The 20127-nt window shown below is 44.5% G+C and carries 20 protein-coding genes; 7 read left to right on the forward strand and 13 right to left on the reverse strand.

Features of this window, described 5'->3' with window-relative positions; translation table 11 throughout:
* Positions 1 to 75 precede the first annotated feature (75 nt).
* The gene (gene dapB / locus ACR64J_RS00210; protein WP_317200440.1) at positions 76 to 906 is read left to right on the forward strand and encodes a 4-hydroxy-tetrahydrodipicolinate reductase; all 831 of its coding nucleotides are present in this window, start codon (positions 76 to 78) and stop codon (positions 904 to 906) included.
* A gap of 54 nt (positions 907 to 960) precedes the next feature.
* Positions 961 to 1803 carry a hypothetical protein gene (locus ACR64J_RS00215; RefSeq protein ID WP_435949974.1) on the forward strand — a complete coding sequence of 281 codons (843 nt, stop codon included), beginning with the start codon at positions 961 to 963 and terminating at the stop codon, positions 1801 to 1803.
* A gap of 238 nt (positions 1804 to 2041) precedes the next feature.
* Here the strand turns inward: ACR64J_RS00215 and ACR64J_RS00220 are convergent, their stop codons facing one another.
* The 8 genes from ACR64J_RS00220 to erpA form a co-directional block, all read right to left on the reverse strand.
* Positions 2042 to 3217 (reverse strand): type III PLP-dependent enzyme, encoded by a 1176-nt coding sequence (locus ACR64J_RS00220; protein ID WP_435951084.1) that lies wholly within the window; start codon positions 3215 to 3217, stop codon positions 2042 to 2044.
* A gap of 103 nt (positions 3218 to 3320) precedes the next feature.
* Positions 3321 to 3863, reverse strand: coding sequence for a peptide deformylase (gene def / locus ACR64J_RS00225; RefSeq protein ID WP_317200444.1), 543 nt, complete (start codon positions 3861 to 3863; stop codon positions 3321 to 3323).
* A gap of 221 nt (positions 3864 to 4084) precedes the next feature.
* Positions 4085 to 4339 carry a GlsB/YeaQ/YmgE family stress response membrane protein gene (locus ACR64J_RS00230; protein ID WP_435949975.1) on the reverse strand — a complete coding sequence of 85 codons (255 nt, stop codon included), beginning with the start codon at positions 4337 to 4339 and terminating at the stop codon, positions 4085 to 4087.
* A gap of 251 nt (positions 4340 to 4590) precedes the next feature.
* Positions 4591 to 6045 carry a UDP-N-acetylmuramate:L-alanyl-gamma-D-glutamyl-meso-diaminopimelate ligase gene (gene mpl, locus ACR64J_RS00235; protein WP_435949976.1) on the reverse strand — a complete coding sequence of 485 codons (1455 nt, stop codon included), beginning with the start codon at positions 6043 to 6045 and terminating at the stop codon, positions 4591 to 4593.
* A gap of 154 nt (positions 6046 to 6199) precedes the next feature.
* Complete coding sequence (locus tag ACR64J_RS00240) at positions 6200 to 6817, reverse strand: copper resistance protein NlpE N-terminal domain-containing protein (RefSeq protein WP_317200447.1); 618 nt, start codon at positions 6815 to 6817, stop codon at positions 6200 to 6202.
* 301 nt (positions 6818 to 7118) lie between these two features.
* A complete protein-coding gene (locus ACR64J_RS00245) occupies positions 7119 to 7640 on the reverse strand; it encodes a disulfide bond formation protein B (RefSeq protein WP_435949977.1) in 522 nt (173 codons plus the stop codon).
* Positions 7641 to 7770: 130 nt separating this feature from the next.
* Positions 7771 to 9345 carry a glutamate--cysteine ligase gene (gene gshA / locus ACR64J_RS00250; protein WP_435949978.1) on the reverse strand — a complete coding sequence of 525 codons (1575 nt, stop codon included), beginning with the start codon at positions 9343 to 9345 and terminating at the stop codon, positions 7771 to 7773.
* Between the two features lie 308 nt (positions 9346 to 9653).
* A complete protein-coding gene (gene erpA / locus ACR64J_RS00255; RefSeq protein ID WP_317200450.1) occupies positions 9654 to 10049 on the reverse strand; it encodes an iron-sulfur cluster insertion protein ErpA in 396 nt (131 codons plus the stop codon).
* Positions 10050 to 10486: 437 nt separating this feature from the next.
* Here erpA and ACR64J_RS00260 point away from each other — a divergent pair, with 437 nt between their 5' ends.
* Entirely contained in the window at positions 10487 to 12490 is a 2004-nt protein-coding gene (locus ACR64J_RS00260; protein ID WP_435949979.1) for an ABC-F family ATP-binding cassette domain-containing protein, read from the forward strand.
* Positions 12491 to 12553: 63 nt separating this feature from the next.
* On the opposite strand, the gene ACR64J_RS00265 is transcribed toward ACR64J_RS00260, so the two are convergent.
* Positions 12554 to 12916, reverse strand: a complete 363-nt coding sequence (locus ACR64J_RS00265; protein ID WP_317200451.1) for a septal ring lytic transglycosylase RlpA family protein — start codon at positions 12914 to 12916, stop codon at positions 12554 to 12556.
* Between the two features lie 367 nt (positions 12917 to 13283).
* Here ACR64J_RS00265 and ACR64J_RS00270 point away from each other — a divergent pair, with 367 nt between their 5' ends.
* The 4 genes from ACR64J_RS00270 to ACR64J_RS00285 all read left to right on the forward strand — a co-directional run bounded on the left by ACR64J_RS00270 (position 13284) and on the right by ACR64J_RS00285 (position 15540).
* Positions 13284 to 13583, forward strand: coding sequence for a Bor family protein (locus ACR64J_RS00270; RefSeq protein WP_317200452.1), 300 nt, complete (start codon positions 13284 to 13286; stop codon positions 13581 to 13583).
* A gap of 12 nt (positions 13584 to 13595) precedes the next feature.
* Positions 13596 to 13889, forward strand: coding sequence for a Bor family protein (locus ACR64J_RS00275; RefSeq protein ID WP_317200453.1), 294 nt, complete (start codon positions 13596 to 13598; stop codon positions 13887 to 13889).
* Positions 13890 to 14111: 222 nt separating this feature from the next.
* Positions 14112 to 15122, forward strand: a complete 1011-nt coding sequence (locus tag ACR64J_RS00280; RefSeq protein WP_435949980.1) for a DnaJ C-terminal domain-containing protein — start codon at positions 14112 to 14114, stop codon at positions 15120 to 15122.
* Positions 15123 to 15216: 94 nt separating this feature from the next.
* A complete protein-coding gene (locus ACR64J_RS00285; protein WP_317200455.1) occupies positions 15217 to 15540 on the forward strand; it encodes a chaperone modulator CbpM in 324 nt (107 codons plus the stop codon).
* 58 nt (positions 15541 to 15598) lie between these two features.
* Here the strand turns inward: ACR64J_RS00285 and sstT are convergent, their stop codons facing one another.
* The 4 genes from sstT to ACR64J_RS00305 form a co-directional block, all read right to left on the reverse strand.
* Positions 15599 to 16801: a serine/threonine transporter SstT gene (gene sstT, locus ACR64J_RS00290; protein WP_317200456.1), complete on the reverse strand. Its 1203-nt coding sequence runs from the start codon at positions 16799 to 16801 to the stop codon at positions 15599 to 15601.
* A 172-nt stretch (positions 16802 to 16973) separates the two neighbouring features.
* Positions 16974 to 17426 carry a DNA polymerase III subunit chi gene (locus ACR64J_RS00295; protein ID WP_317200457.1) on the reverse strand — a complete coding sequence of 151 codons (453 nt, stop codon included), beginning with the start codon at positions 17424 to 17426 and terminating at the stop codon, positions 16974 to 16976.
* 48 nt (positions 17427 to 17474) lie between these two features.
* On the reverse strand, positions 17475 to 19127 hold the full coding sequence (locus tag ACR64J_RS00300) for a leucyl aminopeptidase (RefSeq protein WP_435949981.1): 1653 nt from the start codon (positions 19125 to 19127) through the stop codon (positions 17475 to 17477).
* A 178-nt stretch (positions 19128 to 19305) separates the two neighbouring features.
* Positions 19306 to 19911, reverse strand: coding sequence for a cysteine hydrolase family protein (locus tag ACR64J_RS00305; protein ID WP_435949982.1), 606 nt, complete (start codon positions 19909 to 19911; stop codon positions 19306 to 19308).
* Positions 19912 to 20127: the final 216 nt, after the last annotated feature.

Here is a 20127-nt window from a genome sequence, read left to right on the forward strand (position 1 = left end):
ATGAGTTTATAATAGGGCATAAATTAATTCATGCTATGATAATCATCAGATATTCACAAGTATTTAGGATGGATAATGAGCAAGCAAGCAAATGATACAACAATAAAAGTCGGCGTTATCGGTGCAGGCGGACGTATGGGCCGTATGCTGATTGAAGCCGTCAATGAAAATCTGCAAACGACTTTGAGTGCTGCTATCGAACGTGAGGGCTCAAGCCTCGTAGGCGCAGACGCCGGCGAAGTCGCAGCGATTGATCATTTAAACATAAAAATCGTCGATGATCTGGTAGCAGTAATTGACGATATCGACGTATTGATTGATTTTAGTCTCCCAGATGCCACTGAACAAAACATGCAAACTTGCGCTGAGCACAACGTCGCCATGGTCATTGGTACTACAGGCTTTAACGAGCAGCAAGAGCAAGTGCTGACTGAAGCCAGCAAACACATTGCCATTGTCTACGCAGGCAATTACTCCACTGGGGTTAATCTATCGCTCAAGCTATTGGCTATGGCAGCCAAAGCCTTTGGCAATGAAGCTGATGTCGAGGTCATTGAGGCGCATCATAAACACAAGATCGACGCGCCATCTGGCACGGCTTATATGATGGCCCAAGCAGTCGCAGAGGCTCGTGGTCAAAACCTAAAAGACGTTGCGATCTACGGACGCGAAGGGCAAACCGGTGCACGTGAAACAGGCACTATCGGTATTCATGCGATTCGCGGCGGCGAGATCATCGGCGATCACACGGTCATGTTTATCGCTGATGGCGAAGTGGTCGAGATTACGCATCGAGCGCGAGCACGTATGACCTTTGCCGCAGGTGCAGTGCGCGCAGCAACTTGGATCACCCAGCAAAAAAACGGTCAGTATAATATGCAAGATGTGCTTGGGTTAAATGAGTAGGATATAAATAAGATGAGTAGGCACATAAGTACGAACAATAACGACTCAAAGTTTATGACGACTGCCACAGGCGCAGTGCGATCAATAGCTATTGCTCTAAGTATTATTGTTCTGCCTTTTACCACTCAAGCCGCTACCTATCAGACCTACGTCATCGATACTTACGGCGGCAATCAGTTATTACCTGCGGTACGTCAGCAATTAGATACCAGCCCTGATGGCGGCACTGTTAGCACTTATCAAGAAAAATTGTTACTACGCACCACGCGCGCCAATTATCAAGCCGTGCAACAGTTACTAAAACAGATTGATAGTCAGCCGCAGCCATTAACTGTAGCTGTACGTGTGGGCAGTGATAGCAAGGTACAAGGCAATAGCCAACAAGGTCAGGTTATTATCAGCAATCGCGGTATTCAAGGATCGGGAGCTATCATCCAGAGCAGTCGCCAGCAGCGAACGGGTAATCTGTATCAAGTACAGACGCTCTCAGGCAGTGCCGCGAGTATTAGCACAGGTACGCTCTATGCTTTAACGCAAAATTATAGCAGCAGTATTTACTCTAATTTAAACCAACCCTTAGGACAAATCATCATTCAGCAGCAGATACTATTGCCGACCACGCAAGGCATCGCTGTTGTACCAAGGCTATTACCAAATGGGCAAGTCGAGGTCAATTTATCGCAAGTAGAGGAGACGCTTGTCAGATCCAATGCGGCTTACCGTCAGAATAATGCGGTCAAAGCTCAGCGTCTAAATAGTACGATCATCGTGCCGCGTGGGCAATGGATTACGATTGGTCAAATTACCCAAAATGGGCAAAGTCAAAGCTCAGGCTATGGCAGTAACCGCACTTTTAGTAGCAATAATAGTATGCCTATCTCTCTTTTGGTTCGATAAATTTGCTGAAGTCATTGCATTTAAAGCAGACACAAAAAAGCGCAGCCTTGCTATAGTCAGTCCAATATAAAAAAGATACAGCGGGACTGGAATGAATTTTTTGCAGCCTCTGTCTGCGTAGGCACAGCAAGCCAGAAAAATTTATACCAGTTCCGCGTTTTTGAATAACGTATCCATTTTATCTAGTGTTGACTATATTCACAGTGCTGCGCTTTTTATTTATAGAGGCATCTAAGAACTAATCGATATAAATTACCTCTAAAGGCGGAAAACCATTGAACTCAACTGAGGAGTAAGAGTTGGTATAAGCGCCTGTGGTGAGCCAATAGATCTTATCGCCAATCTCAAGCTCATTAGGCAGCTGATATCCTGCTTCTTCGTACATGATATCGGTCGAATCACAGGTAGGCCCTGCCAGTACCACGGTACCTTCGCTGGTGGAGGTCTCCATCTTTGGCGTATAGACTGGATATTTGATCGCCTCTCCCAAAGTCTCAATCAAGCCTTGGAACAGACCAACATCGGTATACACCCAGCGAGTCAGATCGGTATGAGACTTGCGTGAAATGAGCACGACATCACTCACTAGAACACCTGAGCCACCGACTAGCGAGCGCCCAGGCTCTAAGATAATCTCTGGCATATCGTCGTCATGAAAATCCTCAGACAAGTAACGTTTGATCTCAGTAGCATAGACTTCTATAGGGTTGACTTCACTAATATAATTGGTCGGGAAGCCGCCGCCTAGATTGATCATCTGTAGCTTGATGCCTTCTTCGTTTTTCATCCAATCAAACATGTATTTGACCTTGGCAATCGCATCATCCCACGCCGCCACGTCTTTTTGTTGGCTACCGACATGGAACGAGATACCATAAGGTACCAGTCCCAAGGCTTTAGCTTGCACCAGTAGATCGATTGCCATATCAGGGTGACAGCCAAATTTGCGCGAGAGTGGCCACTCAGCCGTTTGCGCGCCTTGCACTAGGATACGTACAAATACTCTTGATCCTGGCGCGTATTTGGCGATATTTTTGAGATCCGCCTCTGAGTCGGTCGCATATAGATCGACGCCTTTATCGAACGCGTATTTAACGTGCTCTGCCTTTTTGATGGTATTACCGTAAGAGATACGCGAGGGCTCAACATTACAGTCTAGTACCCGATCTAACTCATAGATAGAAGCGCAGTCAAAGTTTGAGCCTAAATCAGCAAGTAAATTAATGACTTCAACCGCAGGGCTGGCTTTCATCGCGTAGTGAAGTTTGGTATTAGGGAACAGCTCAACCATCTGATTGTATTTGGTCTTGATACGGCTCAAATCCACCACCAAAAATGGCGTCTCGCGACCCTGCGCGGCTTGGGTAAATTTTTGCCAAGCGGCAGAGTCAAAATATTGATCGATTTTGATCATAGTCATATGGCGAAACCTTTATAGAGATAAATAAAGAAGTGTACAGAAATGAAAAAGCACTCATCATGCGTTAAGATAAGTGCTCAATTAACTTAAATGCTATTTAAACATTACTCGGCTGAGCTTGCTTGACGTCTTGCTTTTCACGTATTTTAAGCACTTTTTTGACTTTATCGCGGGCGCGCGTTTGCTTAAGACGAGACAAGTAATCAACAAAGACCACACCATTTAGATGATCCATCTCATGCTGGATACAGACGGCAAGCAAACCTTCGACCTCTTTATCTATGATCTCGCCATTTTCGTCTAACGCTTCGATACGTACTTTGTTTGGGCGTTCAACCTTGTCATAGACCTCAGGTACCGACAGGCAGCCTTCTTCATACGGCTGTTTTTCTTCAACCAGCGGCGTCACTTTTGGATTGATAAACACCATTGGCGTGTCTTTATTTTCAGATAAATCCATAACAATAAGCTGAATATGCTCATCTACTTGCGTTGCTGCAAGACCAATGCCGTCAGCGTCATACATGGTTTCAATCATGTCTTTGATTAAGGTTTTAATCTCAGACGTGACTTCTTTGACAGGCGCTGCGATAGTACGCAAACGCGGATCAGGATAACTTAGAATAGGGCGTATTGCCATAACAGCGCACCTCGGTAATAGCGGATGAAATAGGGCTTATTATAAGTTAAATAAGGGCAAAAGTAAGCGTTATCAAGGATATTTGCGACCTACTCAGTCATATAGGTAGGTCATTTAGGGCATGTTTGCTCTTTTACCAAAAGGCATTGCTGATGCCAAAAAAAGCCTCATACGATATGAGGCTCATTTATTTAATAGACTGTAAGCTAAAAGACTAATAGTTATACGCGGCGTCTGTTCATAATCATCTCATAGAGGAACAGAAGGATAATTGCACCGATTACTGAGAAGATAAGACCGGTGAACCCGCCATCTGCATCAATACCAATGAGCCCTGCAATAAAACCACCGAGCATAGCACCGACGATACCTAATACAATCGTCATAATCCAGCCCATCGCGTCATTACCCGGTTTGATAGCACGAGCTAATAAACCTGCAACGAGACCTACGATAATCATCCAAATAAAACCCATTTTTATTCTCCTAATTCTTATAATTTAAAGGTTTTGCAACGTTGTCACTCTACGACGTTGTAATCGTTGTAATGAAGTCATTGTAAACGCTAAATTAAAATTAAAGTAAGTAGAAATTGTTACCTGTGTATGGGCTGTGTGAGAAAATCCGTCTCTTTGCTATAGCGTAGGGTCAATAGGTAAGTGCTTAGTTAATAAAAATGCAAAAAGCATTTCTTTAAAATATATGCCGCCATCATTGTATCAAAGCTCTATTGCAAGGTAGTGAGCAGGCGCTGATGAATACCTTCAAAGCTACCATTTGACATGATGACGATAGCATCACCTGCGCGTGCATGAGTTTGAATATGGTTAATAATCTCATCGATACTACTCATAACCTGCTGCGAGCTTAAGTCTGTATTGGTCGCTTTAGCCTCATCGATGACCGCTTTAAGACCCCATTCAAGCCCTGCAGGCTCATACCAAAGCGTCTGATCAGCCAGCATTGCTGACTGCGCTAAGCTATCTTGATGAATACCCATTTTCATAGTATTGCTACGCGGCTCAATAATCGCCCATAGGCGTCTACCTGCCAGCTTTTTCTTAGCACCGTCCAAAGTCATAGTGATTGCTGTCGGGTGATGAGCAAAATCATCAAATATCAGAATATCATTCACATCACCGATCAATTCCATACGGCGCTTGATACCCGCGAAATTCGATAGCGCCGCGCAGGCAGTCGTAATATCGACGCCAACATCGTAAGCCGCTGCGATCGCCACCAAAGCATTATTAACGTTATGCAGTCCGCTCATTGACCACTCAACGACAGCGCTGGTTTGGTCATTGGCGAAACTTACGCAAAACTGACTACCATCAGTGCTGATAAGCTCAGCTTGCCAGTCACTATCACGCTGACTGCTTGAGCTGTGAGTTGTGACACCAGTACGCCAAACAGGGGTCCAGACGCCTTTGGCTAAAGTATCCTCCAAGCTTTTGGTTTGGGCGGGCATAATGATCCTGCCGCTACTTGGAATCATGCGCACCATATGATGGAACTGAGTTTGAATGGCAGCCAGATCAGCAAAGATATCAGCATGATCAAACTCAAGATTATTTAAGATGGCAGTACGGGGACGATAATGCACAAACTTTGAGCGCTTATCAAAAAACGCCGAATCATACTCATCCGCCTCAATGACGAAGTAGCCTACACTATCTGTATCGACGCTTGTACCCTTAGAACCCAAATAACTGCTATGCGCAAACACTTGCTGTAAGTGCTCATCAAGGGTATTTACCAAAGGCACGCCGCCAATTAAGAACCCTGTATCTATACCGGCGTAATGAAGTATCCATGCTAGCATCGTCGTCGTTGTCGTCTTGCCATGCGTACCTGCAACTGCGATGACATGGCGCGACTGTAGCACTTGCTCGGATAAAAACTGTGGCCCTGAGGTATAGCGCAGGCCTTTATCGAGCATGTACTCGATAACATCCATACCGCGTTTCATCGCATTACCGACGACGATAAGATCGGGTGCGGGTTGTAAGTGCTCGATATGATAACCGTCATTGATCGTCACGCCTGCTTGCTCAAGCTGAGTGGACATCGGCGGGTAGACGTTGGCATCTGACCCTGTCACCGTAAACCCAAGCTCCCTAGCGAGCAGCGCTAAAGAGCCCATAAAAGTGCCACAAATCCCAAGAATATGAATATGCATAAATCGTTTAGACCATGTCAATGAATGAGGAAGTAAAATTGGCTTATTGTAGCGTATTCGCATCACAGCTAACAGTCAGGCAATAAAAAACGCCTGATAAATAGGCGTCGCTTTATAGGCTTGTACAGTGCAAAGGTTTATATAGTCCAAGGGTTTATTGACGAGATAGAGCGTGATTGACATCAATATTTTTATTCTTATCTATCATCAGTAAGTGATTGTCCTCGATGTGATAAGACTCAGTATGCTGATTGTCATAAGCGATCGTAATCTTGTCGTCGTCTTGACGATATATGCCCGATTCCACCAAAGGTACGCGCGCAAGCTTTGGATTGTTATATACGCTGGTTTTGACCACACTACCGTCGGCAAATAAGTTTAAAGTGACTTCAATATAATCACAAAATGTACAAGGTATGATACCGCCGTAATCACCCATCAAGGTCGCTTGCAACGTATTACTCGAAGGTAACGATGACTGGGCTTCATCAGGCTTAGCCGCAGCGATAAGGGATTGGCCTTCTTCTACAACCTCCACACTGTCAGTCTCGTAATCAAACTCAGATTCGTCATTACTATTTGTAATAACGGCAACGTCGTCTCCATCATCCTGTGCGTTGATAAAAGCAGATACCTTACTTGACACTGCATTATTCGATGTCGAGGAAGAATGAGAGTTATCGCAGCTCACTATAGTGATGGCTAGGGCAGGCAATACGAGCCAGAATCGCCTCATCGTTGTTATAGACAAAGAAGTCATCATAAATTTCATAAATACACCAATAGCAGACAAGATGTTTTGCGTCGTTTTTTAATGCCAGATTTTAGATGACAAACTTCAAGATAACAAAGCTCATCTTAGAGTTTGTGCACTTTTTGTTATGATAAATGGAGTGTAAGCTTGGATTTTTGAAGTAAATCAACAAGTACACAATAGTAAGCCCTACTAAGCGTAAATATTAGCAGGGCTTAAGTAACTGAATTAATAGACTATAAATACATATAATTTGATAAGCATTACAAATGCGCGCGATTTTTATTCACCAGTTACCAGAAACATTTTAAATACAAAACTAATGATTTAGAGTAGCAGGACGCCAGATACGTAATAGTATAAGTATATGAACTAAGATCAATACGCTAAAAAATATCAATGACTGCTCAGGAATACTCAGTCCCAAAAATATCCAATCAATCGTAGCGCACTCACCCGATCCTGCAAATACCTGATTCATAACTTGACTCATCGGTAGCGTATCTAGCCAATAGTCCAAACCTGGTCCACATGAGGGGACTTGATCGGCAGGCAAGTGTTGTAGCCAAACGTGACGCGCCGCGACCCCTGTTGACCAGACAATACCTATTAGGCTACCAAGCCACAGCAGTATTTTGACCGCTTTGGATTTGGGATGAAAAATCGCTGCAAGTAAGGCAAAGATGCCCATCACAATTAAGCCAATGCGCTGAAATACGCAAAGCGGACAAGGAGTGAAGCCCATGTAACGCTGCAAAAAAAACAACGCATAGCTCATGCCTAGGACAGCCCCAATGACTAATACGACTTGTAATTGACGGTAGGTGATAGCTCGTAACATAAGATAAGTACGCTTATATGATGTGGAATAACTGGTTTGTTAAAAGGGGATAAGCACTCTAAGACAAGAGTGCTGTAGATGTTGCGGTAGTTATCAGTAGTACGCTTATAACAGTATTAAATTATGACTTTTAAAAGGATCGATACTGCTGGATATAATCCATAAAGTTTTCTGTTTCACTCTCTTCAATTTCAGCTTGCTGAAGAATAGACTTTTCAGCCAGTACTTCATACTTAGCTTGGATATTGGGGCTTAGCGTCTGTTGTAGTAGCGCATCACGGTGCTGCTCGGCAAGGGTGAAACCAAGCTTCCATAAGCTACCTAGGCGCGCGCTATCAGAGTTCACTTGCGCGGATATCGTCGACTCTGAGTGTCCCGCTTTGCCTTGCATCAACGCAACTGCTGCGCGGTAATCATTGCCACCATAGTGCGCATCAAAGAGCGCAGCTAGCGGCTGCATATTGGCTAGGTGCGCCAGCATCCAGCTCTCAAGCGACTGCTCTTGTCCATTATTGATAATATGTAGATTGTCACGGCGGCCTTCATTGACTACGCGCTCAAGATTGATAGCTAGCGCCTCTTCCTCCTCAGGCATCAATTCAGGCGAGTCATTGAGCAAGCAATACAGTGCCATGACTTCTAAGAAGCAAGCACTAGATAAGCGAATACCAACGTCACTGTACGGGTCCAAATCTATCGCTCGAAACTCAACATAAGCAATACCGCGGCGCTCTAAAGCCTCAGTTGGCGTCTCGCCGCGCTCAGCGATTTGCTTGGGTCGAATAGGGCTGTAGTACTCGTTTTCAATCTGCAAAATATGATCATTGATCTGAATAGGATTGCCATTACTATCATTGAGGCCAAGTTTTTGAAAGCTCTCGTGCGGCGTTTGAATCGCGCGGCGCAAGCCCTCGATATACTCAGGTAAATGATTATAGCGGATGTCAAGATGCTCTTGCACGCTGTTGGTATAGCCAAGTTTGCCCATACGCAGGCTAGTTGCCGCAGGCTTGTAATAGGTGGAGTCGTTTAGTAGCTTCAAATCGTGCTCGCGCCCTGCCAAAAAGCAAGGGCAGACGCTGGGGCTGGCCCCTAATAGATAGAGCACAAGGCTCGTTAGGCGCTTAAAATTACGAATAAGACCTAGGTATTTCTCGTTTTTAAATTCTGCTAAAGGCTGCTCTGTATCCGCTTGCTGTTGCCATGCATGAAACAAATCATCGCCAAATGACAGATTATAATGAAGACCGGCAATCGTCTGCATACGACGACCATAACGCACTCCAAGACCGCTACGATAGAGGGTTTTGAGCTTACCGGTGTTTGAGCTGCCATAATCGGCAAGGGGAATATCTTCATCATTAGATGAGAGCATACAGGGCATGGAGAGCGGCCACATCAGCTCCTCTTCAGGCAAAGCTTTATATACCAGCACATGCAACTGGCGTAGCATCATTAAGGTATCTTTTGGCGAGTCTTTTGGGTCGGTGATAAGCTCAAGTAAGTTCTCAGAGTAATCAGTGGTGATAAAGGGATGGGTTAGTTTTGATCCCAGCTGCTTGGGGTGCGGCGTTTGCGCAAGATAACCATCTGCTTTGACCCTCAATCCCTCTTTTTCAATACCGCGTAGCATACCGACTAAATGCTTGCTATCAAACCAACTTGGAATCTCAAAATCAACAAAACTGCTTACAGGATTACTCATAAGGGTCATCTATCATTATTTATAAAGGTAGATCGAAATGCGATCTAAAAAAGGGGTGTCATAGAGACAGTCCGCTCAGTTTAGCCCAAAGTAGTCCTAAAAACTATGCGTGCTTACAAATACGATAAGCTTTATACGTGGCGTGTATAGCGTATTTTTACCCACTTTTTTGGGTTTATAGCGACTGCTTGTGCAGTGAATGAAATTATAAAAACATAACCACAAAAAAAGCATCTACCACGTGGATAGATGCTTTTAATGGTTAGTTATGGCAAATGCATTGTCATAGTAAGTATCAAGTTAATAAATTAAATTGAGAACGAGGATCCGCAGCCACAAGTGGTCGTCGCATTAGGGTTTTGTACCACAAAACGGGCACCCTCTAAACCTTCGATATAATCGACAGTCGAGCCTTGCAAATATTGATAACTCATAGAATCGATGACCAAGGTCACATCCTCATTGTCAAAATTGGCATCGTCCTCATTTAGATCACTATCGAACCTAAATCCATAGGAGAAACCTGAGCAGCCGCCGCCTGTCACATAGACACGCAGCATCAGCTCATTATCACCCTCTTCTTCGCGCAGACGACGCACCTTTTGCGCGGCGCTATCGGTCAACGTCAAAATAGTAGGATCGACAGGCCAGCTTGCGCTGGGACTACTAGAGCTTGGGTTATAAGGGGTGGCTGATTCGTTCATATCTACCTCATTAACTAGAATCAAAAGCTATCGTTTGCTATGCCATAATGGCAAATAATCGGTGCCTGATTCAATAGGGTGCTGTCGTTAAAACTAATGGTAAGTCGTTAAAGCTTATTATAAATAGTATAGCCACGCGATCAAAATGCATTGATGGACTACCTGCGCTTATCAATTAGCAGTATATCATAATGGGGCTATCTATTCGTTTGTCAAGAGTGCGTAAGATAACGACATTTCGTTAAGTGTTAGCCCTACAGTTTTACTAGTCCTCTTGATAATAAATGCATGAATTTAAAATAGTTATGTAATCGTTTGCCTATTGGTGATGCGTTTGAAATAATACCGCGCTATTAGTGTCTGTTTGATAGTCAATCATGGCACTACTGAGTCAAATTATTGACTCCTTTTTTACAAATATTGAGACAAAAAAAGATATGATCGAATTTAAAGACGTAGGCGTGCGCCGTGATGGTCGTGAGTTATTTTCAGGGGCAAGTTTTCAGCTGCACCCTGGTCACAAGGTAGGCCTGACGGGTAATAATGGCACAGGCAAATCAACTTTGTTTGCTCTACTACTTACGCAAATGGGTACAGGCGATACCGAGGTCACGCTTGATAAAGGTGAGGTGAGTATCCCTGACAGCTGGCATGTGGCGCACATGGCGCAGGAGGTTGGCGCTAGTAGTCAGACGGCGATTGATTATGTCTTAAGCGGTGACGAGCAGTGGTATGAGATTAACGCGGCGCTCAATGATTTAAGTACAGTTAGTGATGAGCAAATCGGCGTTTTGCATCAGCAGTTCGATGAGATTGATGGGTATCGCACGCCAACCAAAGCGGCACAAATTATGGCGGGGCTTGGCTTTAAAACCAGTCAGCACGAGCTGCCTGTAGAAGGGTTCTCTGGCGGTTGGCGCATGCGCTTAAACCTTGCCAAGACTTTGATGAGCCGCGCGGACTTAATGTTACTCGATGAGCCAACTAACCATTTGGATTTGGATGCTATTCTTTGGCTTGAGACTTGGATCAATGCCTTTACCGGTTTAGTCATTGTCATCTCGCATGATCAGGCTTTTTTGGACGCCACCGTCGGACATATCTTGCACGTGGAACAACAAAAAATCACCCTTTATACGGGTAACTATCAGCAGTTTATCCGTACTCGTCATGAGCGTATGGCGCAGCAGCAGCAAGCCTATGAAAAGCAGCAAGCGACCAAAGCACATCTCGATGATTTTATCCGCCGTTTTCGAGCTAAGGCCAGTAAAGCTAAGCAAGCACAAAGTCGTATCAAGCAGCTTGAGCGTATGGCTGAGCTGTCACCTATGATGGCAGACAACCCGTTCTCTTTTCGCTTTTATCCCCCTGCCAATATGAGCTCGCCCCTTATCGAGATGACGCAGGCCGATATCGGTTATAGTGATACGCCACTGCTCTATAACGCTAGCGTACAAGTCACGCCCGCTACGCGTCTAGGTCTGCTAGGTATGAATGGCGCGGGCAAATCAACGCTAATTAAAGCATTAGTGGGTGAGCTTAAAGTATTAACCGGTAGCTACCGCGTTTCTGACACCCTAAAGCTTGGCTACTTTAACCAGCATCAAATGGACGCCTTGGATGCCACTGCAACACCCATGCAAATGTTACGCCGGCTAGCAGGCAAGACCTCTGACGCCGAATTACGCGCGTTTTTGGGTAGTTTTGACTTTCGCGGTGACCGTATCGATACTGCAAGTGAGCTATTCTCTGGTGGTGAGCGTGCCCGTTTGACACTAGCACTAATCGTTTGGCAACGTCCGAACGTTCTGGTTCTTGATGAGCCGACCAACCATTTAGACTTACAGATGCGCCAAGCATTGACTGTTGCCTTGCAAGGGTTTGAGGGAGCAGTGGTACTGGTCTCGCACGATCGTGAACTTATCGCTAACGTCTGTGACGAGCTGTATCTGGTGCACGATGGTCAGATTGATGAGTTTGATGGTGACATCAGCGACTATGGTAAGTGGCTGGAACAGAAGCGTAAACAAGAGAATGCTACAGACAAAAGTACTGCTAATAAAAAAAGTAAAAAAGAGAGTAAGAAGTTTGTTTCACGTGAAACGAGCAATACTCCAATGGCAAAAGATACTCAAGATCACAAGACATCAGCGCTTAGCAAAGAAGAGCTACGCAAATTAGCGGCAGAGCAACGTAAGCGCACTGCGCCCGTTCGCCGCGAGATCGAAGAGATAGAAAAAGAGCTTGAGAAGATCAATGACAAGTCAGCGAAACTAGAAAACAAGCTTACTGATACTGACCTTTACGAAGAATCTCGCAAAGCTGACTTGATGAAGATACTTGATGAGCAAGCCTCATTGCAGCAGCAGCACAGCGACTATGAAGAGAAGTTACTGGTTGCCATGACGACGTTAGAGGATATGGAAGCTGAGTTTGAATGATAGGTTTTAACTAAAACGAGGACACAAAAAAGGGAGATTACCAAATCTCCCTTTTTTATTACATTATTGCTTACGGTATTTACCGTCACCATAAGAAAGAATCTCCATGGTTGTTGTACACAACTGACAGTTTATTTTACCAGCAGCGGCTCTAGATAAATCAAGAACACGTCCTGGTGTAAAAGGACCTCTGTCAGTGATTTTTACTACAACGCTCTGCTTTGTCTTTTTGTTAGTCACTTGTACTTTAGTACCAAACGGCAGCGTTTTGTGTGCTGCGGTCATAGCATTCATGTTAAAGATACTGCCACTAGCGGTACGTTTACCGTGGAATTTTTTGCCATAGTAACTGGTGTTACCTGCAAATGCGGTAGTGGTCAATATCAGCGATAAAGTGATAACCAAAGACCTGATCAAATAAGACATGTAATACCTTTGAATAATTTTTGGAATAGACAGATGCTTTTGCCTATAGTATCTATACTCCCTATGAGTACAAATAATGTGCGTATTATACAATAAAAAACTTGCTATATCCTTTCTATTGTGTAAAAAACGCTTGAGTTCAAATAACTGTTTGATTTATAAGGGGTTCGCTTAGAACCATATGTAAGAAGAGCTATACCAAATAAAACCTTCGGTAGAACAGGCTTATTTTCTATACCCCATTTATAAAGTGAATTACATCAATGGCTTATAACTATTAAAAAATAAAATTACAAATCTGTTGTGTTTTAGCAAGTTTATCGTTACTATTTCGGCTCCGAACAAATATCAATTACTGGAGTCACCTATGAAGAAAGCGGTTGCTGTAGCACTACTTGCCGTTCTAACATCAGGATGCGCAACGCAAAACTATCTTGTCTCTTCTCAAACCGCACCAAACGCAACTACTGCCGCAAACGCTGATAAAATGCAGACGTTTTTTGTGAGTGGCTTGGGTCAAGAACAAGAAATCGATGCGGCTAAAGTCTGTCAAGGCAAAGAGAATGTAGCTAGTATTCAGACAAAAAGTAGTCCTGTAAATGTCATCTTGGGTATTATCTCGTATGGCATTTATACCCCTCGTCAAATCCGTGTTTATTGCAAGTAAGGAGAGATAACTATGAAAAAACTAATAATGACGGCATTGATGGGTTCAGCTCTATTGGCATCAGGTTGCGCAACGCAGACCGCACTTATTCAGCCAACGCAGCAAGTAACGCCTACCTACTCTGATTCACAGACTTTCTTTATATCAGGTATCGGACAAGTACAATCTGTTGACGCAGCACAGGTATGTAATGGCGCGGCTAACGTGGCCAAAGTAACAACGATGCAATCGCCCAAAGATGTGGCGCTCGCTTTGGTAACCTTTGGTATCTACACCCCTAGAACAGCGACGGTTTACTGTCAATAAAGGTAGAATTTAACCACTATCTTCTAGTTAGAAGTAGTTTATAGAGCAGGCATACCGTGTCTGCTCTTTTTTTGTTTTTGTTTCAAAGATTTTAACTTGAAATCATCGCCAAGATGACTCACTGTATAAACAAGACAAAAACTATAACATTGCAAAAGTGGGTGAAGTACCAGATATAAAGGTGATAAATCGATAAGCATAAAAAATAAAAGGAAAAATAATATGGCAGAAAAAAACTACTACGACATTTTGGGGGTCAAAAAAGACGCCTCAGACGCTGAGATCAAAAAAAGATACCGCAAGCTGGTGCGTCAATTTCATCCTGATGTCAGTGATGATCCAGACGCTGACAATAAAATCGCTGAGATTAACAACGCCTACGAAACTATCAGAGATAAAGACAAGCGCGCAGAATACGACGCTATGCTGGACAATCCTTTTGCCTCTCAAGGCGGCGCTGGTGGTTTTGGCGGCTTTGGTGGACAATCGGCAGGCGCTCAGGGCGGCTTTCGCTGGGAAGATATCAAAGATCAATTCGGTGATGGCGAAGCCTTTGGCGGTGGTGGCTTTCGTTTTGATGATATATTTTCAGCCTTTGGTCGCGGCGCGCGGGGTTCAGCTGGTGGGCAATCGAGCGGGGCGCAAGGCGGTTTTGATCAATTTGGCGCGCAAGATAGTAAGGGTCAAGACCAGCATGCTGAGATCAGCGTGGACTTAGCCTCTGTTTATAGCGGTGACGACTATAGTATTAAATTAAATGTACCTGTGCGAAGGCCCAACGGTAGCGTGGATTATGAAAATAAAACGCTAAAGATCAAAATCCCCAAAGGTATCACTGACGGCAAGCAAATTCGCCTAGCAGGGCAAGGCGCGGCAAGTTATGGTGGCGGCAAAAACGGTGATTTGTTTTTAAAGGTAAAAATCACCCATAGCGATAACATCCGCTTAGAAGGCGCTGATGTTTATCAAACGCTAAATATCACCCCATGGGAGGCGGCGCTTGGCGACAAGGTCAATGTTGCAACGCCTACAGGTACACTTGGGGTAAGTATTCCCAAAAACAGTAAATCAGGAAGCAACTTACGCCTAAAAGGCAAAGGTATCCCTGCTAAAGACGCGGGTGATCTGTATTTGACGCTTAATATTATCAATCCAGAGGTCAGTACCGATGACGCAAAACAGGCCTACGAGCAGCTCAAACAAGCTTTTGCTGATACCAGTATCAAGCGTTGATAGGACGCTTCAATATACTGAGTTCGATATATTAGGTTTTAATATCGTATAAGCGCACAATAATGATAAAAAAGGACGAACGAGGAGAATGACAATGGAACACTCGCCTAAATTTAATGATCTCATTATGAACTTTGATGAGCTGGTTGCTGTTTGTGGTCAAGAGCGCCAATGGGTACTAGCATTGATAGAAGAAAACATCATTGAGTATGATATACCAGAGTATGAGCAGTTTACAGGCTACCAGCTTACAACAGTACGCCGTGCTTCACGTTTGAGCCGTGACTTTGACGCTAGTGTACCGGCGATTGGTTTAATACTTGAGCTGTTAGACGAGGTGGAACAACTGCGCAAGTTTAAACGCCAAGTCGATACGCAGATGCCGGTAATTGAAGTGGATATTGAGAGTTTAAAGTAGAAGTCGCAATAAAAAAGAGCCACTATTGGCTCTTTTTTATTGGTCTAAGCGTTATACATTAGCGCGCATACTTTGGATCGGCAGCGGCTGTAAAGAGGATATCTGTTGAAGAATTCAGCGCCGTCTCTGCTGAGTCTTGAATCACACCAATAATAAAGCCAACTGCCACCACTTGCATCGCAATATCATTTGGAATACTAAACAGACTCGCCGCCAATGGGATAAGAAGTAATGAGCCACCAGGCACACCAGACGCGCCGCCAGCACTCACTGTGGCTACTAAACTTAGCAGCAAGGCGGAGGCGAAGCTCACCTCTATCCCCAAAGTATGCGCCGCTGACAAAGTTAAAACATTAATAGTAATCGCCGCGCCCGCCATGTTGATAGTTGCGCCGAGAGGAATAGTGACTGAATAGGTATCTTCGTGCAAACCAAGCTTGCGCGCAAGGTTCATGTTGACAGGGATGTTTGCCGCTGATGAGCGCGTAAAAAAGGCGGTAATCCCAGACTCACGTAGGCAGGTAAAGACGAGGGGATAAGGGTTCCTGCGCGTTTTGACTAATACGATTAAAGGGTTGGCAACCAAAGCGATAAATAGCATACAACCGATTAAGACCATTAAGATATTGGCATAGCCTTTTAATGCCGCAAAACCTGTTTCAGCGACGGTATTGGCAACCAGACCCAAGATACCCAAAGGCGCTAGGGCAATGATCCATTTGACCACTTGTGATATAGCATCGGAGAAGTCGCTCACAACTGCGCGCGTGCTATCACCTGCTTGACGTAGGGCAAAACCAATAATAATTGCCCATGCCAAGATACCAATATAGTTGGCATTGGCAACCGCGTTGACAGGGTTGGCGACCAGACTCATCAGCAAATTGGTCATGACTTCTTTAAGATTAGCAGGTGGTACTTGCTCAATGTCAGCATTGACCAAGACCATCTCGATCGGGAACAAAAAGCTTGCACCAACCGCGGTTAATGCGGCCAAAAAGGTGCCGAATAGATACATGACTAAGACAGGTTTGACAAAGACCTCATTACCCCTACGCTGTTTGCTAATAGCCGCTAAGACCAAAACAAACACCAGTATCGGTGCTACCGCCTTGAGCGCACCGACGAATAAGGTCCCTAAGATCCCAAGCGCTATCCCAGCACTCGGTACCAGCCAACCAATCAAGACGCCAAGGATTAAACCGATAATGATTAGCGGCACCAGCCCTATTCGTTGATACATCGCAAAAATCGCCCGCATGATGACACCCTTTTAAGCACAATAAAATAATCGAAGGATGGTAGCATTTTTTCGAGTATTAGCCTACCACTAGGCTTGTGGTTTTAAGGTATAAACAAGAATAGAGTAAGGGGCAAAAGGAGTAGGAATTACAAAAGAGAGGGTAGTTTGAATAAGGATGAAACTACACTATTCACACTTTAAAGTGCGTCAGCTCGTAGCCTGCTTGCTGATAGCTTTTGTACTTATGGCGACCTTCACTCATGCTTGTCTCATCAGGTTTGATGATTTCGAGAATACGAGAGGGCTTTACTGAGTTATTTGTGCTTACAGGATGTGCAGTAGTATTAATGACAATGCCGCTAAAGTCTGCTGGCATGTAAGAGCTAAGTGTGACAGGTGCTAAAGGTTGAGTTGCAACCTTTGTGTCATGATCGGTAGTCTCTAGCAGGCGCTGATGCGGAATAAAACTGAGCGGATCCTTAGACCATAACGCATCATCAAGCGCAGTTAACTGTGCCTCATCACTAGCGAGTATCAATAGCGACTGCTCGCTTTTGTTTAACGCCGTTTGGGTGAGCTGACAAATAAAGCCCAAGAACTCTTGGGCTTTACTTTCGCTTAATACATAAAAGCTAATTTTCATAAGCGGATTGTCATCAACAAGTTGTTATCAAAAAGTGTCGCTATGGCATCAAGCCACATCTACGCAATTTTTTAAGTATTGCATAAATAGCGGTACAGGGCGACCGGTAGCGGCTTTTTCTTTACCTGAGTTCCATGCCGTGCCCGCGATATCTAAATGCGCCCACGCTTGACCCTCTTCAACGAAACGCGATAAGAAGCAAGCTGCGGTAATCGCGCCGCCACCTTTGCCACCGATATTTTGCATATCAGCGATAGGCGAGTCAAGTTGCGACTGATATTCATCATCCATAGGCATATGCCAGACCAGATCACCAGATTGATTACTGGCGTTCTCAAGACCAAAGAGCACGTCTTCATCATTACTAAATACCGCTGAGCGCACATGACCCAGTGCCACTACGCAAGCACCTGTAAGCGTTGCCACATCGATGATGGTTTTTGGTTGATAGCGTTGTACGTAGCATAGGGTATCGGCTAACACTAGGCGACCCTCGGCGTCCGTATTTAAGATCTCAACCGACTTGCCGTTCATAGCTTTTACGATATCGCCAGGACGCGTCGCATCCCCTGATGGCATGTTTTCAGCGCAAGCGAGTGCGCCAACGACGTTGATTGGCAAGCGAGCTTCACATAGCGCTTTGATGGTACCGAGCACCGCAGCTGAACCGCCCATGTCGAACTTCATCTCATCCATAGCGGCGCCAGGCTTGATAGAGATACCACCTGAATCAAAAGTCACGCCTTTACCGACTAAGACAATAGGCGCATCATCGTTTGAGGCGGATACAGTATCGTCATTTTGTTGAGTCGTTTTACCTGACTTTTTATTTGGCATTTTGGAAGGTAGTTTATCGGCGAGTGCTTTGAGACCGCTGGCAACTGATGCGCTATTAGTCATCGCTTTTGCGCCAAACTTTGACTTGCCTTGATACTCCATAAGTACCAATTGACCCTCGCGAGCAGAGCCTTGTGCGACCGCCAAAAAGCAGTCCATACCGAGCGCTGCCATCTCTTTTTCGCCGATGACTGTCACCTTTAATACGTCAGGATAAGCTTTTGCCAAGGCTTGTGCTTGCTCTGCCATGTAGACAGGGAAGCAGATGTTGCCTGGCTCATTAGCGACATCACGCGTGAGGCTTTGGCCTTTGAATATAGATTCAGCAAAGTCCAAAGTAGATTTGAGCGAGTCATCAGCGAGCAGATAGATATCGGTGAGTACGGGCTCTTTTTGCTCCGACTTGTATTTATCAAAACGATAACTTGCCGCCAGTAAGTTGAGTGCAAGTTGACCAAATTGATCGGCTTCCAACGCGTCCCCTACAGCAACAGTAATGGAGTTCACGCGTTTTTGTGTGCTGTTATAAATAGTCTTGGCGATTTTTTGTAGGACAGATTCTTTTAACTTATCGCAGTTACCAACACCGACTAATAATAGCTGGACTGGGTTTTGCTTGGTGGTTTTTTTATCGCCGGCTAGCGCATAATCAGCGACACTCTCGCCTGCTTTACCGTTAAAGTGTGAGACTTCAATAAGCTGCTCAATACGTGCTTGATAGTCTGTGAGCTTTGACGCCGCTAGAATGTTCTTCTTGTAATCGATTAAAACGACTAAGCAAGCCGCGTCTTTATCTTTGGCTTCTTTTTTTAGTATTTTTTGGGTATGCGTCTTGGGAAGGTGCTGAGTTAAGGTAATATTCATCAATAGTTATCCTTTTTAGAGTAAGATTTGGGTTCTAAAACACCGCTATAAATTATTGTTTTTAGCGTTTTAACCGATAGCTAGTGTAGCACACTGCTACCTAGGTGCGCTGTGAGCAAAGGTTAGCGAATGTTGTTGTCATTTGCTAACCTATTATAATCTTGAGCATCAAACAGCACTAACGGTTTAATAAGTCGTCAGTTGAGACCAAAGCGGCAAATCGATCTTGCAGTGCCGCCATTGCCGTATCGTGCATCACTTGAGCGCTTATCGTCTCACCTTTGGTATTTGGCAAGTCGCGCGTGGCACTGGCGTCATGGCAGACAAAGTTATCAAAGCCCAAATCAAAAGCCGCTCTGACACTGGAGCTCACGCACATATGACTCATAAAGCCTGCGAACAATATTTGTTGTTTACCTGCATCCTTTATGAGCGCTTGTAGCTCGGTATCATAAAAGGCATTGGGATGCTTTTTGGTGATGTGGGTTTCGCCCTCTTTGGGTTGTAAGTCGTTGACGATATCGACTTTACTTGATAACGGATCAAACACTTTGCCGTTCTCTGCGCCATGATGAGCAATATGGAACATAGGAATATCGTTTTTGCGGGCGTGATTCAATAATAAGCGTGCATTGGCAATGGCCTTAGCGCCAGCGTCACCTAATGGCATCGCGCCATCGACATATTCGTTTTGATAATCGATAAAAACGATAGCGCAGTTTGACCAATCAATAGCGTCAAATTCACCGCCAGCGAGTTGTAGTAAGGTTTTGGGGGTAGACATAATAGTATCCTTTATATAGTTTTGTTTGATAAAAAGGGAGGTTCGATGCTTAGAGTCTATCAACTAATACCTATCATGGTCACTATACGATACCAACCACACACAAACCTTTCTAAATACCATAATTCAAGAACTTTAAGGAGTTAGGCAAAGTGCTACACCTGTTTTAGAATTAGTTTATTAGAGCCAGCAGAAGCATTTAGCAAGGCTTAGGTA

Source organism: Psychrobacter sp. DM8 (assembly GCF_051307025.1).
Lineage (GTDB): Bacteria > Pseudomonadota > Gammaproteobacteria > Pseudomonadales > Moraxellaceae > Psychrobacter.

Excerpts from the sequence above, each read along its gene's own strand:
- ACR64J_RS00240 (WP_317200447.1), bottom strand. The coding sequence starts at position 6,817 with ATGAAATTTATGATGACTTCTTTGTCTATAACAACGATGAGGCGATTC.
- sstT (WP_317200456.1), bottom strand. The coding sequence starts at position 16,801 with ATGCGGGCGATTTTTGCGATGTATCAACGAATAGGGCTGGTGCCGCTA.
- ACR64J_RS00230 (WP_435949975.1), bottom strand. The coding sequence starts at position 4,339 with ATGGGTTTTATTTGGATGATTATCGTAGGTCTCGTTGCAGGTTTATTA.
- ACR64J_RS00275 (WP_317200453.1), top strand. The coding sequence starts at position 13,596 with ATGAAAAAACTAATAATGACGGCATTGATGGGTTCAGCTCTATTGGCA.
- ACR64J_RS00305 (WP_435949982.1), bottom strand. The coding sequence starts at position 19,911 with ATGTCTACCCCCAAAACCTTACTACAACTCGCTGGCGGTGAATTTGAC.
- ACR64J_RS00285 (WP_317200455.1), top strand. The coding sequence starts at position 15,217 with ATGGAACACTCGCCTAAATTTAATGATCTCATTATGAACTTTGATGAG.
- def (WP_317200444.1), bottom strand. The coding sequence starts at position 3,863 with ATGGCAATACGCCCTATTCTAAGTTATCCTGATCCGCGTTTGCGTACT.
- gshA (WP_435949978.1), bottom strand. The coding sequence starts at position 9,345 with ATGAGTAATCCTGTAAGCAGTTTTGTTGATTTTGAGATTCCAAGTTGG.
- ACR64J_RS00245 (WP_435949977.1), bottom strand. The coding sequence starts at position 7,640 with ATGTTACGAGCTATCACCTACCGTCAATTACAAGTCGTATTAGTCATT.
- ACR64J_RS00270 (WP_317200452.1), top strand. The coding sequence starts at position 13,284 with ATGAAGAAAGCGGTTGCTGTAGCACTACTTGCCGTTCTAACATCAGGA.
- mpl (WP_435949976.1), bottom strand. The coding sequence starts at position 6,045 with ATGCATATTCATATTCTTGGGATTTGTGGCACTTTTATGGGCTCTTTA.
- ACR64J_RS00260 (WP_435949979.1), top strand. The coding sequence starts at position 10,487 with ATGATCGAATTTAAAGACGTAGGCGTGCGCCGTGATGGTCGTGAGTTA.
- ACR64J_RS00295 (WP_317200457.1), bottom strand. The coding sequence starts at position 17,426 with ATGAAAATTAGCTTTTATGTATTAAGCGAAAGTAAAGCCCAAGAGTTC.
- ACR64J_RS00215 (WP_435949974.1), top strand. The coding sequence starts at position 961 with ATGACGACTGCCACAGGCGCAGTGCGATCAATAGCTATTGCTCTAAGT.
- erpA (WP_317200450.1), bottom strand. The coding sequence starts at position 10,049 with ATGAACGAATCAGCCACCCCTTATAACCCAAGCTCTAGTAGTCCCAGC.
- ACR64J_RS00265 (WP_317200451.1), bottom strand. The coding sequence starts at position 12,916 with ATGTCTTATTTGATCAGGTCTTTGGTTATCACTTTATCGCTGATATTG.
- ACR64J_RS00220 (WP_435951084.1), bottom strand. The coding sequence starts at position 3,217 with ATGATCAAAATCGATCAATATTTTGACTCTGCCGCTTGGCAAAAATTT.
- ACR64J_RS00300 (WP_435949981.1), bottom strand. The coding sequence starts at position 19,127 with ATGAATATTACCTTAACTCAGCACCTTCCCAAGACGCATACCCAAAAA.
- dapB (WP_317200440.1), top strand. The coding sequence starts at position 76 with ATGAGCAAGCAAGCAAATGATACAACAATAAAAGTCGGCGTTATCGGT.
- ACR64J_RS00280 (WP_435949980.1), top strand. The coding sequence starts at position 14,112 with ATGGCAGAAAAAAACTACTACGACATTTTGGGGGTCAAAAAAGACGCC.